Origin of the sequence: Serratia sp. BNK-23 (genome assembly GCF_047456145.1) — a bacterium.
In the GTDB taxonomy this organism is placed as follows: domain Bacteria; phylum Pseudomonadota; class Gammaproteobacteria; order Enterobacterales; family Enterobacteriaceae; genus Serratia; species Serratia nematodiphila.
Genome location: NZ_CP179900.1, coordinates 4,016,084 through 4,029,735 on the forward strand (window position 1 = coordinate 4,016,084; position 13,652 = coordinate 4,029,735).

The window sequence follows — 13,652 nt, forward strand, 5'->3', positions numbered from 1 at the left end:
CGCGCCCTGGCTTACTGATACTGCCGGCGGTACTCGCTCGGCGACATGCCGAAACGCTGCTTGAAAGCGGTCGAGAAATGGCTGTGATCGGCGAAGCCCCAGTCGAGGCTGACTCCGGCCAGCTTTTCTTGCCCGGCGGCGCTGCGCAGCGCCTGCGCGCACAGATCCAGCCTGCGGTTCCTGATGTACTGGGCCACCACCAGCCCCTGGCGGGCGAACAGCCGATACAGACTGCGCAGCGACACCCCCAACTCGGCCGCCACCCACTCAGGGCGCAGCTGCGCCGACTGAATATGCCTGTCGATCAACGCCAGCGCCTTGTCGAAGACCGGTTGTTGCCCCTCAGGACGCGCCTGTTCGAGCGCCAACGCCGGGCGCAGCAGCGCCGCCAGCGCATTCAGCACCGCCTCGCTTTCCGCCGCGGCGAGCTGAGGATCCTGCATGCTGCTCAGCACCAGCTGGCGGCTGAGGCGCACCGCGCTGAGCTCGGCCCCGAGACGCTGCGCACCAGGCGGCGGCAGCGGCAGGCAGCCGCGCGGCAACAACAGGGAGATTTGGCGCGAATCGCGCTGGAAGGTGAAGCTGCTGGGCCGTGAGGCATCGATCAGCGTCATGTCGCCGGGGGAGAGCAGCGTTTGGCGATCGCCCTGCTCCATCAACGCACTGCCGCGCAACTGGATGACGGTGAAAAAGTGCGCGCCGTCGCTGCGGGCGATCTCACGCGGCGTGCGGTACAACCGGGCCTGAGACACGTCGACCACGCTCAGGCGCAGGGCATGGGCGCGAAACTCCTGCATCGCCCCGCGAAAGCCGGGCCCCAACGTTTTCGCGCAGAATCGGCCGCAGGCGGTGTTGATTTTCCCCAGCCACTCTTCGAAGCCGACGTCCCGGAGCGTTGCCAATGCCGTCATGATCTCTCCCTTCAAACAGCAGCGGTGCTGCGCCGTTGAACAGAAAAACACCATAACAATCCGTTAACACACAATCAATGGCGAACGGGGGATTTGGCGCCGCGATCACAGATCACCGGGCGCCGGGGAAGCATCGCCTTAAGGCTGCGTGTCCAACAGATGGCGCACCACCGCCGCGTACTCTTTGGCGTAACCTTCGACGCTGGTGCTGGCCATGCCGGCATTATCTATCTTGTATTTGCCTGCCACGTAGAACGACGGGGTGCCGCGAACCTCGAACGCTTTCACCGCTTCATTCTGCTTGGCGATCAACCCTTTGACCAGCAGGCTGTGGCGCGCGTTTTCATAGGTGGCGGCATCGATGCCGGCCGCCGTGAACACCCGCTGAATATCGTCGGCGCCGTTGACGGCGCGCTGTTTCTGCACCGCGTCAAACATCGCGCCTTCAATCTTGTCTTCCACGCCCAGCACCGTCGCCACCGCCCAGGCTTCGGTCAGCTCATTGCCCAGTTTGCCCATCAGGCTGACGTGATATTTGGTGACTTTCTCACCGGCGGGCAGCACCTGCGCCACGGTGCTGCCTACGCGGTAGGTTTCGGCGAACTGATAGCAAGGCCCGCAGTAGAAGGAGAAAAACTCCACCACCGCCGGTGCGGCGGCCACCGGCTTATCCAGCCGGGTATATTGCTCGCCCGCACGGTAATCCGCGGCCTGCACCGCGGGCAGCGCCAACATCAATACGACGGCGGCGGCGAACGAACGCTTAACTTTTGCCAACATAAACACTCCTGGTTTCTTCTATGAACATCGTCCTTAGCGGCGGTTTTTATAATCAAATAACCGCCAGAAGGCCAGTTTTTATTACCTTCTGTTTATGTGGGATTAAGTCAGCGCCCTTCGTAGCCGTCCCAATAGGCGCCTACCGCTTCCTGCGACAGCACCTGGCGGCGTTTAGGATTGTCGGTGCTGCTGTAGGCGCGATTGATGAAAATGGTTTTGTGTTCCATATTCTGCTGGAATTCCGGGCTGGCCAGGTAGTCGGCCTTTTTCTGCGCTTCGCTGCGCACCACGCCCGCCGCGCGATCCTTTTTCCCCTGCTGATAGAACTGTTCGAACATCGGCACGGCTTTTTTAATGCTGCCGTTCACATCGGTGCGGAATTGTGGATCGAAGTCGTCGCGGGTTTGATAAACGTAGTGTTTGGCATGCTGCTCTGCGCTGCTGAGGGAGTGGGTGCAGGCGCTGAGCGCCAACAGCGGCAACAGCAGCGCCGCGCTTTTCAGTCTTTTCATGTCGTCTGTCCCTGTCAGTGAGGAAGGTTCCTTTAGCGCCAAGAGCATAGCGCCGGCCCCCGGTGAACGTCAAACGACAAAATACGCATCACTTTGTTTTATATTAATATTATATACATTGATTGGTATTCATTGCCTGAAACACTATGCTTTAACAGAACAGGGTAAACACTCACCGACAGCGAGGCGGCCAATGAAACCGATCGACAAAAGCGTGGGGGAGTACGACCTCACGGCGGAAAAAAAAGCGGGCATGATCACCGGCACCATCCGCGGTGAACTGCCGGACAGCGACGCCAATCTGCCGCTGCTGCCCTTCTCCGGCACCTTCGCCGGCCCGAGCGTGGCCGAAGCCATCGCCGATATTCAGCAGCAGTTCCCCGACATCGAACCGGCGATTATCGACGATTTGCGCGAGGAACTGCTGAAGGCCGGGTTCTAAGCCGGATCTCGGTGCCGCACGAACGGACTGTAGACCGGCGCGCCGGGCTTCAGCGCCAGATCGGCGTCAAAATCTTCATTACGGTTGAACGGCACCGCCGGCCAGGCGGCAAGGTCGCTTATGCCAGCCCGATATGCCTGCGTCACCTGCGCCAACGCGGCGTTTTGCGCCTGCCGCTCCTCGCCCGCCAGCCCGCCGCGCACGCCATAGACCAGGAACGGCTCCAGCACGCTAAAGCCGATATAGTGCAGCGCATGCATGATCGGCCACAGCATCAGCCGCATGTCGCCGTCGCGCCCGTCCGACGCGCAGGCCTGTGCGGAAGCGCCGGCGGTGACGGTCAGCAGCGCCCGCTTGCCGCGCATCACGCCGTTCTCATGGCGGTGGCGGCTGTCGTAGAGCCCGCCGTAAACAAACACCCGATCCATCCAGCCCTTGATGATGGCCGGCGCGCCGAACCACCAGAAAGGAAACTGCAGCACCAGCGTATCCGCCCAGCGCAGCAGCTCGATATGCCGCCGGATCTCCGCCGGCAGCGCCTGGATCGTCCAGTGATGGCGCTGCTCCTGCATCGCATCGAACCGGTCCGCCTGCTTTCTGCTGGGGTAGTGGCCGGCGCCCTCGCGCGGATCAAACCCCTCCTGATACAGATCGACCGTTTTCACCTGATGCCCCTGCGCCAGCCAGGCCTGCCGCGCCTGTTCGGCCAAATGGGCATTGAAAGAATGCGGCTCGGGGTGAGCCAGCACAATCAGCACGTTCATCCTGTTTCTCCCGTTGTAAGGTGGTGCTGTTATGCTGTGGCTTTATCGCCCCCTTGGCAATTACGCACCTGAAGGTAACCCCCAATGGCTTATCCCGGCGACGTCTATTCGAGCAAGTGCTCCGCGCGCGATGCGCTGGCGCTGATTTCCGGCAAGTGGGTGATGCTGATCCTGCCCGCGCTGGCGCAGCGGCCGATGCGCAACGGCGAGCTGCTGCGCCGCATCGACGGCATTTCGCAGAAGGTGCTGACGCAAACGCTGCGCCAGCTGGAACGCAACGGGCTGCTCGAGCGGCTGGATTTAAGTGAAAAGAATCAGGCCCATGTGGAATACCGCCTCAGCGCCGTCGCCTGCTCGCTGGTCGAGACGCTGACGGCGCTGGATAAGTGGGCGGAATACCACTTCCCCGAGCTGGACGCCGCCCGCGAGCGCTATGATGCAGACCGCAAACGCGAGGCCGATTAAAGCGGTTTGGCCCGCAGCGTCTCGCCGCTGCGCACGAAGTTGCCCGCCCCCAGATGATGAATGGTGTGCAGATCCGCATTGGCGGCGGTGAAGTGCCAGTGCCCCTGTTGGAACACCCGCTCGTCCGCCGCCGCGCTCAGCACCTCGCCGAAGCAGGTGTCGTATTTTTCCTGCGCGCCGCTTTCCGGCAGCAGCCGACACTCCAGCCACGCCACGCAACCCTCTTCGATCAGCGGCACCTGCAGCGTGGCGCTCGGCGTCGCGGCGATATGGAAACGGGAAAATTTGTCTTCATCCAGCCCGGACACGCTGCCGACCGCGTAGGTGGCGTCAATGAACATGGCCGCCGGCACGCAAATGCCGAATGCGCCGCTCTCCTCGATCATTTGCCGGCTGTGTGCGCCTTTATCGACCACGATGGCGATGCGCGGCGGGCTGAACTCCACCGGCATCGACCAGGCGGCGGCCATCACGTTGCGTTTGGCGCCGTCGCGGCTGCGGCTGGTGATCAATACCGTCGGGCCATGGTTCAGCAGGCGGCTGGCGTGTTCAAGGGCGACAGAGCGAAAGTGGCTCATCGGGAAATCCTTGCGAGTGACTGTTTGCCCAGCAGTGTAGATCTGCGCCGCAATGGCAGGCAACGCGGGGCGCACAGAATGCACCGATGAGGCGCTTGTTCCCCATCTCGCCATCCGTTATCTATAGTTAGATCAATTCGCCGGTAACGGCTCATTCCACCTGAGGATCTTGCCTTGACGTTTTTAAAACACCCTATCGCCGGATTGGTGCTGGCCGGCTGCGGCCTGTTGTCGGCGGGCGGCGCGCTGGCCGCTTCCGATGCGCTGGTGTACTGCACCGTCGCCTCGCCGGAATCGTTCAACCCGCAGCTCTCCAGCTCCGGGCCGACCTTTATCGCCACCTCGCAGGTGCTGTACAACCGCCTGGTGACGCTGCGCGAAAGCGATAAAACGCCCGCCCCTTCGCTGGCCACCGAGTGGAGCGTTAGCCCGGACGGCAAGACCTACACCTTCACCCTGCGCCAGGGCGTGAAATTCAACAGCAACAAATACTTCACCCCAACGCGCGACTTCAACGCCGAAGACGTGGTGTTCACCGTGATGCGGCAGAAGGATCCCGCCAACCCGTATCACAAGGTCTCCGGCGGCAACTATGAATACTTCACCGACATGGGTCTGGATAAGCTGATCACCAAGGTGGAAGCGGTGGACGAACACCACGTGCGCTTCACGCTGAGCCAGCCCAACGCCGCCTTCGTCGCCGACTGGGCGATGGATTTCGCCTCGATCCTGTCCGCCGAGTACGCCGACGCGATGCTGAAAAAGGGCACGCCGGAATACGTCGACAACTGGCCGATCGGCACCGGGCCGTTCGCGCTGCAGCAGTACAAGCAGGATTCGCTGATCCGCTACATCGCCAACCCGCACTACTGGCAGGGCGACGTGGCCAGCAAGCACCTGATCTTCTCGATTACGCCGGATCCGCAAACCCGGCTGGCCAAGCTGAAAACCAACGAATGCCAGATCATCCCGGCACCGCTGCCGGAGCAATTCGCCGCCATCAAGGCCGACGGCAATCTGCAACTGCACGACATTACCGGGCTGAACGTCGGCTATCTGGCGTTCAACACCCAGAAAAAACCGTTCGACAACCTGCTGGTGCGCCAGGCGCTGAGCTACGCGGTAGACAAGAAAGCGATCGTCGCCGCCGTGTTCAAAGACAGCGGCACCCCGGCCAACTCGCTGCTGCCGCCGGGCATGTTGGGCTACAACGATAAACTGCCGGAGTACGCCTACGATCCGCAGAAGGCGCGCGAACTGCTGAAGCAAGCCGGGCTGGAGCAGGGCTTTGAGACCGATATCTGGTCGATGCCGGTACAGCGCCCCTACAACCCGAACTCGAAGCGCATCGCCGAGATGATTCAGAGCGACTGGGCGAAGGTGGGCGTGAAGGCCAAGATCGTCACCTGGGAGTGGGGCCAGTATCTGGCCGGGCTGCGCAAAGGTGAGCAACAGAGCGCGCTGTACGGCTGGGTGTCCGACAATGGCGATCCGGACAACTTCGCCACCCTGCTCGGCTGCGCCGGCGTGCAGAGCGGCGCCAACGTGGCGCGCTGGTGCGATAAGGATTATGACAGCCTGATCCAGCAGGCGATCCAGGAGAACCAGCCGCAGGCGCGCGCCAGGCTGTATCAACAGGCGCAGGTGATCTTCGCCAAACAGGCGCCGTGGCTGCCGCTGGCCACCGGCAAAGTGTTCTACGCCACCCGCAGCAACCTGAGCGGCTACGTGGTGGACGTGAACGGCAGCGACTTCGCCAAGGCCAAATTAAACTGATCCCAGGCGCCGCGGCGAGAGCTGCGGCGCTACCCGCCTCATCGCTTAATAAGCTGCCAGCCTCTGAACCTACCGCGCATTAACTTCACAACTTACGATGCTAACTGCCTCCCCTGTCGCCAGGCACTTAACCCACTAAATTCATAGCTTAATAAGCGGCGTAATCCCTGGCATTTTGCTTAAACTGCATGCAGGCGCTTTCCTCGCCTGTAACATTTAGTTACCATCGGCACACAGACCCTTTAACATCAAAAGGTAACCCGGTGCAGAACACCTATATGCCGTGGCAAATTCGCCTGCACTGGCTGGTGGCGATCCTGCTGGTCATCACCTGTGTCACCATCGAGCTGCGCGGCTATGCCGAACCGGGCAGCGCCCCCTGGTACGCGCTGGTTGTCACCCACTTCAGCTGCGGCGTGACGGTGTTTGCGCTGATGCTGGCCCGCCTGCTCCTGCGCCGGCGCCACGCCTCGCCCGCCATCGCGCCCAAACCGCCGAAGTGGCAAACCGGCCTGGCGCACCTGACGCACGCCCTGATTTACCTGCTGCTGCTGACGCTGCCGGTACTGGGGGTGTATTCGCGCTATCTGGGCGGCAAGGAGTGGTATCTGTTCGGCCTGTCGATGCCGTTCGCCGACGTGGCCGATCGGCCGCAGGCACGAATGATTATCGGCTGGCACAAAACGCTGGCGTCATTCGGCTACTGGCTGATCGGCCTGCATACCGCCGCCGCGCTGTTCCACCACTATATCGTCAAGGACAATGCGCTGGTGCGCATGCTGCCGCTGATGAAAAAACGCTGAATACCCGGCGCCAGGGATGAATTTTCGGGCCACGCCCACTGACAGGGAATGACATGCAAACCCAATTTTTTAATGTGACCGTCGAACAATGCGCCTGCCAGCAGACGGCGCCCGACAATCTGGTGAGGCTCATCGCCTCCGGCCAGACGTTCTTTTTTTACCGCGACGACTTCAGCGACAGCGAAAATCTGCTGGCCAGGCTCGCCGCCGGCGATCGGGTGAAGATCGGTGCCCACCGCCTGCAAGACGGCAGCTACTGGCTGCACTGGCTGCTGCACGGCACGAAAGGCCGGCTGGAACCCGACAGAACGCTGAAATACAAGCTGAAATACTTTGCCCTGCTGCTGCTGGGCGCGGTGCTGGCCGGCGGTTTCCCGGCGGCCTTTTTCATCATGGACGGGGAAGATTCCTGGCTGACCATCGTCCTGTTCTTTATCGCCATCATCGCCGGCCTTATCGGCATCGGCATGGCGCTGTTCGTCGGTTCGGAGCTCCTGCTGATCGGCCACCGCGGCCGCAGGCGCCTGCTCCGGGCGCTGGATCGCGTGCTGCAGGGGCAAGACATCACGCCGCCCGGCTCACTCAGCCTGAAAATCCCCGGCATCAAATACCGGGCTGTCCGCGCAGACGCTGTGCCGGCAACCGCACCGCTGCAGACCGCGCCCCTCCTCCCGGACGGCGTCGAGACCTCCGGCATCGAGACGGTCAACGCCCTGAACTACGAACTCTGCCACTATGAGATCCCGCGGCAGGTGCAGTATTTGGATACGTATGCGTGGCGTCAGAAGGAGACGCACTTCGCGTTGACGACCCGCGCGCTCAATGTCCCCAATACCAAACTGCATCCGGTATTTCGTCGGCAACATCCGCTTTTCATCGCCAAAGGCGATCCGCTGCAGGTGCTGTATTGCGAGAACGACGTCATTCCCGAGTTGCCCAAAGTGCGTGGGATCATCAATCATCGCGATCGCCAAACCTATCTCATCGGCGGCAGCCGCTACTTCACCGAAGCCGGTCTTAACCTGTGCGCGCGCGTTGTCTTCATTTTTGGGGCAATCGTGGCGTGTTTTGTACTCGGCATGATGGTGGTGGATAACGCCGATACCCCGGCCGGCTTTCACCTGGATGCCTGGACCCTGAAGCGTCTCGGCAGCGAATTGCCGCCGATTATTCTGCTGCTGATGCTGATGGTCAGCGGCCTGGCGCTGTTGATCGAGGGGTTCGCCCAGATCTGCCGCCTGTACTCTTTTGACCAGCACCGCACGTTTAAAACGTTTAAATACCTGAGAAATCTGCGCCGCAGTTTATGGCGGCAGGCTCAGGTGACGGAGCTGAAATGATGACGTTAGCGCTTTATAAAAGACCCCTTATTATCCTGACGCTGTTTTTGGCCAGCGCGCTGGGCGTCTATTTGCTCGCCCCTGAGCAACGCTATGCGCAGTGGCAATGGACTCAGGGCGACCAGGCGTTGCCGACAATAGCCCGTTACGATCTCATCCACAGCTACCCGGCGCAGGACGGCGCCCTGCTGCTCACCAGCAAAAGAAGTGAAGACCGCGCGTACAATAGCTTTTACGGCTGGGCGGCCAACTACCTCAGCCAGGTGCTGTTTGCCGGCCCCAAAGGGTTACAGATGCTGGGGGAACTCGACGACTTGATCCACGATGCGGTTTGCGGCGAGCAGGAGTGCGTGCTTTTTCTCTCTAAGGGCCGCAGGCTGGTTGATGTGCAACGGGGCACCATCGGGGCGCTGATCCCCTGGCCGGAGGGCGACGACAACCGGCCTTCCTTTGTCGGCGGCAAACTGGTGGCGCAACCGGGAAAACGCGCGCTGTATCTCATCAGCACCGAAGGCGTATTCTACAGCCCGGACTTCGGCGCCCATTGGCGGCAGACGCTGGATCTGCCGGCGCTGCTGGACGCGCGGCAACTGCTGGGCTTTGAGCGCGGCGAGGAGGACTCACCGACGGCTTACGCCTCCGGTAAGCGCAAATCCGTACCCGAGATCTTCACCGCCGTTGATGGCGATCGCGTGCATTTCTGGATGAACCCGGTGCTCGGATCCGGCGCGTTACACATCGCCGTTAACGGTAAAACCGGCGAGGTGATTGAACTGCATTGGCTGCTGGTGCGCGTGGAGGAAAGCGCGCAGGCTCCGGATGGCGGCATCTACCTGATCGCCCAAACGCTGGACAGAGGAGTGTATCAGCTTCTGCGTTATCAATCCGACGGGCAGTTGAAGGTGCTGCTGGAGACCGGCGATAAATCGCTGTATCAGCTCTGGGCGGGCAACGATAAGCTGGTCGCCCAAACGGATAACGGCGATGCCCGTCTTTCGCTGATTTTCGATCTGCGCTCATCCGAAGTGCGCTACCGACAGCCGTTGGAGTACCGCTACAACGGGCGCGACGACGCACGCCAAACCGTGATCGAACCGGAAAGCCACTATGGCGATGACGGGGAGACCCCGGCGCTGCCCTACTTCATTCGCTATCGCTCCACCACGCCGTGAACATAAGGAACTTGCCATGCTGTTAGGTTATGGCGCCGGCGTCGCCGGCCTGCTGGCGCTGTTATTGGCCCTGCTGCTCGCCGGCATCCTGCTCGCCTGGTGGGGCTGGCGATATGCCGCCGCCCGCTGCGGCCGCCCGCGCCCGCCGCTTTCCTGGGGCGGCTATCTGTTGGCCTCGGCGCTGGCGATCTACCCGGTAGCGTTCGCGCTGATGCTGATCGACATTGCCATCCAGGATCTCAAGAGCCAGCGGGCGGAAGAACGCTGGAATCGGCGCAGCTACCTGACGCTCGAGGCGGCCAGGCCGTTCGGCGAAATCACCCTGCCAAAGGGAAGCTGGGTAAACCGGCAGGAGCCGCGCCAGCCCGGCACCGAAGACAGCCCCATCACGATGGACGGTGTAACCGCCGTGCGCTTCCCTCAGCCGCAAAGCGTGGCCGGCGTGCCGATCATCGCTTTTGAGGTTTTACCGCCGGTGATGGAGCTGGCAGATGCGCATACCTTCACCCGTCCAACCGGCCAAAGGGCGCACTGCGAAGCCGGTTGGCTGGTCTCTTTCTCTTTGCCGTCGGATCAGCCGGCCCCGCAGTGGGAGGAGTGGCAGGCCGGGCTGCCCGCAGCGGCGTTTCGGCCCAGCGGCTGGCTCTTTAAGGAGTGCTTCTCCGGCAGCCCTATCGCAGTACTGACCTTGCAGCACGGCGAAGTCAGGGTGCTGCCTTAAGCGTTAGACCGTGGCGTAATTTTCAAAAGGCCGTTCCGGCAGATCTCAGTGAAGACAGCACCACGCTATCCCTTGAAGATCAGTCGGGAGTTGGTCTGATTGCGAAAACGCAGCTGATCGATACCGATCTGCGAGTGATTCGCCGCTTCACGCGCCGCCAGAATGGTGCCGTGGTGCGGCGATTTGCCGCACACCGGGTCGGCGTTGTCGGCGTTGCCGGTCAGCATGAACGCCTGGCAGCGGCAGCCGCCGTAGTCTTGCTCTTTCTCCGAACAGGACCGGCAGGGCTCCGGCATCCAGTCATAGCCGCGATAGCGGTTAAAGCCGAAGGAGTGGTACCAGATATGCTGCAGATCGTGCTCCAGCACCGACGGAAACGTAATCGGTAACTGACGGGCGCTGTGGCAGGGTAACGCCATGCCTTCCGGCGTCACGCTCATGAAGATGGCGCCCCAACCGCCCATGCAGCCTTTAGGCCGCTCCTCGTAGTAATCCGGCGTGACGAACAGCAGGTTGGCCAGTTTGCCGTCGGCGGCCATGCGCTCGCGATAGCGTTTCACCACCGCTTCTGCCTCGGCGATCTGTTCGCGGGTCGGCAGCAGCCCTTCGCGGTTCAGGTGCGCCCAGCCGTAGAACTGGCAGGTCGCCAGCTCGACGTCGTCGGCATCCAGCTGGATCGCCAGTTCGATGATGCGGTCGATCTGGCCGATATTATGGCGATGCAACACGAAGTTGAGCACCATCGGATAGCCGAGCGCCTTGACTGCCCTGGCCATCGCCAGCTTCTGCTGAAACGCCCTGGCGGAGCCCGCCAGCGCGGCGTTCAACGTTTCGTCGCTGGCCTGAAAACTGATCTGAATATGATCCAGCCCGGCGTCGGCGAAGGTTTGCAGTTTCTTCTCGGTCAGGCCGATGCCGGAGGTGATCAGGTTGGTGTAAAACCCGAGATCGCGCGCGGCGGCGATCAGCTCGGGCAGGTCTTTACGCACCAGCGGCTCGCCGCCGGAGAAGCCGAGCTGCACGCTGCCCATCGCCCGCGCCTGGCGAAACACCTCGATCCACTGCGCGGTGGTCAGCTCTTTTTCCTGCGCGGCAAAATCGAGCGGGTTGGAGCAGTACGGACACTGCAGCGGGCAGCGGTAGGTCAGCTCCGCCAGCAGCCAGAGGGGCGGATTCACCGCCGGCGCACGTGGTTCAGTCACGGAAGGTCACCCATTTTTGTTCGTAGGCGCGCTGGAAAAACTCCAGCACGTCGTCCGCCAACCCGTCGGCGCCGGGGAAGCGGGCGTTCAGCTGCGCGATGATGCCATTCAGCGTGGTGTTGCCGTCGACCAGCTGCAAGATGGCGGCGGCGCTGTCGTTCAGCTTGGCCATGCCTTCCGGGTAGAGGATCACGTGGCTGTTTTGCACCGGCTCCCATTGCAGGCGGTAGCCACGGCGGAATACCGGGGTATGTTCAGGGTTCAGCGTCATTACACCAGCCTCTGGTTGTGCCAGACCCGCGCGGCGGTCACGCTGTGGTAAGGCGGGCGGTTCAGGGTATAGGCCATGATCATGGCGTCCAGCATGCTCCACAGAATGTCCAGCTTGAACTGCAGGATTTCCAGCATGCGCTGCTGCTTTTCTACGGTGTCGCAATAGTCCAGCGCCAGCGCCAGGCCGTGTTCCACGTCGCGGTTGGCCTGGCCGAGGCGGCTGCGGAAATAGTCGTAACCGGCGGCGTCGATCCACGGGTAGTGTTGCGGCCAGCTGTCGAGGCGCGACTGGTGGATCTGCGGCGCGAACAGTTCGGTCAGCGAGCTGCAGGCGGCTTCCTGCCAGCAGGCGCGGCGCGCGAAGTTGACGTAGGCATCCACCGCAAAGCGCACGCCGGGCAGCACCAGCTGTTCAGAAAGCAGGGCGTCGCGCTGCAGGCCGACGGCCTCGCCGAGGCGCAGCCAGGCCTCGATGCCGCCTTCGCTGCCGCCGTAGCCGTCGTGATCCAGAATACGCTGCACCCATTTACGGCGGGTGTCCGGCTGCGGACAGTTGGCCATGATCGCCGCATCCTTGATCGGAATGCTGGTCTGGTAGTAGAAACGGTTGGCCACCCAGCCCTGGATCTGCTCGCGGGTCGCTTCGCCGTTGTGCATTGCGATGTGGTACGGGTGGTGAATGTGGTAATAAGCGCCTTTGGCGCGCAGCGCCGCTTCAAATGCCTGCGGCGTCAGGGGGCGTGGTTGCGTCATGGCGATTCCCTACAGTTCGATGTTCATGCCGTCCCAGCTCACTTCGATGCCGGCGGCGGTCAGACTTTGCCGCTCTGCCGAGTCTTCATTGAGGATCGGGTTGGTATTGTTAATGTGGATCAGGATTTTGCGTTTGGCGGGCAAGGCGCTGAGCAGGGCCGCCAGCCCGTGCTCTTCCGCCAGCGCCAGGTGCCCCATGTCCTTGCCGGTATTGCGCCCCACGCCGGCGTTGGCCAGCTCGTTGTCGCGCCACAGCGTGCCGTCGATCAGCAGGCAATCCGCCCGGCGCAGCCAGGGCATCAAGTTCTCGTCCGGCTCGCCGAGGCCCGGTGCGTACAGCAGCCCGGCTCCGCGCGCGGTATCTTCGATGAACAGCGCCACGTTGTGGCCCGGCAGCGGACGATCGCGGTACGGCGAATAGGGGGGCGCGTTGCTGAGCAATGGAATGGCGGTGAAGCGCACGTTTGGGCAGACCGCCGTGTGAAAAGGTTCACCGGGCGTTACCGGGTGGTGAATCAACCCGCCGTTCCAGTGGGAGAGCATGGGAAACACCGGGAAACCGGTGCTGAGATCGTCATGCACTTCAGGGGTGCACCAGACGTGGTGCGGGCAGCCCTCACGCAGATTGAGCAAGCCCGCGCTGTGATCGATCTGGCTGTCGGTCAGCACGATCGCGCCGATGCCGGTGCCGCGCAGCACGTCGGGATTGTTCAATTCGGGCGAGGCCAGCAGCTGATGGCAAATGTCCGGTGAAACGTTGCACAGTACCCAGTTTTTACCGTCATCGCTGACGGCGATGGAAGACTGCGTGCGGCGCGTGGCGCTGATGCTGTGGCTGCGAACGCCCCGGCAGTTGTCGCAGTTGCAATTCCACTGGGGAAAGCCGCCGCCCGCTGCCGAGCCGAGAACTTTTATCTGCATGTCTGAACCAGAAAAAGAAGGAAAGAAATGCCCGCGCGAAAGGCGGGCAGACGGGCGATTAACGGTTGGAAATGTACAGCGTCACTTCCAGCCCCAGACGCAGGTCAACAAACTCAGGTTTTTGCCATAACAGCATGATGTTTACCCTCTTTATGTAAAGTAACGGCAGCTAAGCCAAAAAATCCGTTCTATTCCGGCTCAATTCAGGGAGATATCATCAGATATCTCCCTTATTCACT

The 13,652-nt window shown here is 61.9% G+C and carries 17 protein-coding genes; 7 read left to right on the top strand and 10 right to left on the bottom strand.

All coding sequences use genetic code 11. The features are described 5' to 3' along the window. Positions 1 to 11: 11 nt before the first annotated feature. The 3 genes from feaR to ACMGF9_RS19135 form a co-directional block, all read right to left on the bottom strand. Positions 12 to 911, bottom strand: coding sequence for a transcriptional regulator FeaR (gene feaR / locus ACMGF9_RS19125; RefSeq protein WP_021504724.1), 900 nt, complete (start codon positions 909 to 911; stop codon positions 12 to 14). Positions 912 to 1,049: 138 nt separating this feature from the next. Then, positions 1,050 to 1,691, bottom strand: coding sequence for a DsbA family protein (locus tag ACMGF9_RS19130; protein ID WP_351006713.1), 642 nt, complete (start codon positions 1,689 to 1,691; stop codon positions 1,050 to 1,052). A 107-nt stretch (positions 1,692 to 1,798) separates the two neighbouring features. Next, on the bottom strand, positions 1,799 to 2,203 hold the full coding sequence (locus ACMGF9_RS19135) for an Exc2 family lipoprotein (RefSeq protein WP_414160374.1): 405 nt from the start codon (positions 2,201 to 2,203) through the stop codon (positions 1,799 to 1,801). Between the two features lie 193 nt (positions 2,204 to 2,396). Between ACMGF9_RS19135 and ACMGF9_RS19140 the strand changes: the two genes are divergently transcribed. Next, positions 2,397 to 2,645, top strand: a complete 249-nt coding sequence (locus ACMGF9_RS19140; RefSeq protein WP_004940639.1) for a hypothetical protein — start codon at positions 2,397 to 2,399, stop codon at positions 2,643 to 2,645. Here ACMGF9_RS19140 and ACMGF9_RS19145 read toward each other — a convergent pair. Further along, positions 2,642 to 3,409, bottom strand: coding sequence for an NAD(P)H-dependent oxidoreductase (locus tag ACMGF9_RS19145; protein ID WP_076740528.1), 768 nt, complete (start codon positions 3,407 to 3,409; stop codon positions 2,642 to 2,644). The genes ACMGF9_RS19140 and ACMGF9_RS19145 overlap by 4 nt on opposite strands. A gap of 84 nt (positions 3,410 to 3,493) precedes the next feature. On the opposite strand from ACMGF9_RS19145, the gene ACMGF9_RS19150 reads away from it, so the two are divergent. Beyond that, positions 3,494 to 3,874 (top strand): winged helix-turn-helix transcriptional regulator, encoded by a 381-nt coding sequence (locus tag ACMGF9_RS19150; protein ID WP_004940645.1) that lies wholly within the window; start codon positions 3,494 to 3,496, stop codon positions 3,872 to 3,874. On the opposite strand, the gene ACMGF9_RS19155 is transcribed toward ACMGF9_RS19150, so the two are convergent. Continuing rightward, complete coding sequence (locus ACMGF9_RS19155) at positions 3,871 to 4,452, bottom strand: flavin reductase family protein (protein ID WP_414160375.1); 582 nt, start codon at positions 4,450 to 4,452, stop codon at positions 3,871 to 3,873. The two genes, ACMGF9_RS19150 and ACMGF9_RS19155, sit on opposite strands and share 4 nt — an antisense overlap. A 174-nt stretch (positions 4,453 to 4,626) precedes the next feature. Here ACMGF9_RS19155 and ACMGF9_RS19160 point away from each other — a divergent pair, with 174 nt between their 5' ends. From ACMGF9_RS19160 to ACMGF9_RS19180, 5 genes are all read left to right on the top strand, one after another. Then, positions 4,627 to 6,228, top strand: coding sequence for an ABC transporter substrate-binding protein (locus ACMGF9_RS19160; protein WP_015376775.1), 1,602 nt, complete (start codon positions 4,627 to 4,629; stop codon positions 6,226 to 6,228). A gap of 278 nt (positions 6,229 to 6,506) precedes the next feature. Then, positions 6,507 to 7,031, top strand: a complete 525-nt coding sequence (cybB, locus tag ACMGF9_RS19165) for a cytochrome b561 (RefSeq protein ID WP_118892710.1) — start codon at positions 6,507 to 6,509, stop codon at positions 7,029 to 7,031. A 53-nt stretch (positions 7,032 to 7,084) separates the two neighbouring features. Then, a complete protein-coding gene (locus tag ACMGF9_RS19170; RefSeq protein WP_118892414.1) occupies positions 7,085 to 8,371 on the top strand; it encodes a hypothetical protein in 1,287 nt (428 codons plus the stop codon). Further along, positions 8,368 to 9,543, top strand: coding sequence for a hypothetical protein (locus ACMGF9_RS19175; RefSeq protein ID WP_118892415.1), 1,176 nt, complete (start codon positions 8,368 to 8,370; stop codon positions 9,541 to 9,543). Before ACMGF9_RS19170 ends, ACMGF9_RS19175 begins: the two co-directional genes overlap by 4 nt. Before the next feature lie 16 nt (positions 9,544 to 9,559). Continuing rightward, on the top strand, positions 9,560 to 10,264 hold the full coding sequence (locus tag ACMGF9_RS19180) for a hypothetical protein (RefSeq protein WP_021504731.1): 705 nt from the start codon (positions 9,560 to 9,562) through the stop codon (positions 10,262 to 10,264). A gap of 65 nt (positions 10,265 to 10,329) precedes the next feature. Here the strand turns inward: ACMGF9_RS19180 and pqqE are convergent, their stop codons facing one another. Genes pqqE through pqqA form a run of 5 tightly spaced genes read right to left on the bottom strand, consistent with a single transcriptional unit; the run spans position 10,330 to position 13,549 of the window. Next, positions 10,330 to 11,466, bottom strand: coding sequence for a pyrroloquinoline quinone biosynthesis protein PqqE (gene pqqE / locus ACMGF9_RS19185; RefSeq protein WP_015376771.1), 1,137 nt, complete (start codon positions 11,464 to 11,466; stop codon positions 10,330 to 10,332). Further along, on the bottom strand, positions 11,459 to 11,737 hold the full coding sequence (pqqD, locus tag ACMGF9_RS19190; RefSeq protein ID WP_015376770.1) for a pyrroloquinoline quinone biosynthesis peptide chaperone PqqD: 279 nt from the start codon (positions 11,735 to 11,737) through the stop codon (positions 11,459 to 11,461). The genes pqqE and pqqD overlap by 8 nt, the downstream gene beginning before the upstream one ends. Beyond that, entirely contained in the window at positions 11,737 to 12,492 is a 756-nt protein-coding gene (pqqC, locus tag ACMGF9_RS19195; protein WP_130054977.1) for a pyrroloquinoline-quinone synthase PqqC, read from the bottom strand. The genes pqqD and pqqC overlap by 1 nt, the downstream gene beginning before the upstream one ends. 9 nt (positions 12,493 to 12,501) lie before the next feature. Then, positions 12,502 to 13,413, bottom strand: a complete 912-nt coding sequence (pqqB, locus tag ACMGF9_RS19200) for a pyrroloquinoline quinone biosynthesis protein PqqB (RefSeq protein ID WP_021505285.1) — start codon at positions 13,411 to 13,413, stop codon at positions 12,502 to 12,504. A 58-nt stretch (positions 13,414 to 13,471) separates the two neighbouring features. Next, on the bottom strand, positions 13,472 to 13,549 hold the full coding sequence (gene pqqA / locus ACMGF9_RS19205; protein ID WP_004930284.1) for a pyrroloquinoline quinone precursor peptide PqqA: 78 nt from the start codon (positions 13,547 to 13,549) through the stop codon (positions 13,472 to 13,474). Positions 13,550 to 13,652 lie beyond the last annotated feature (103 nt).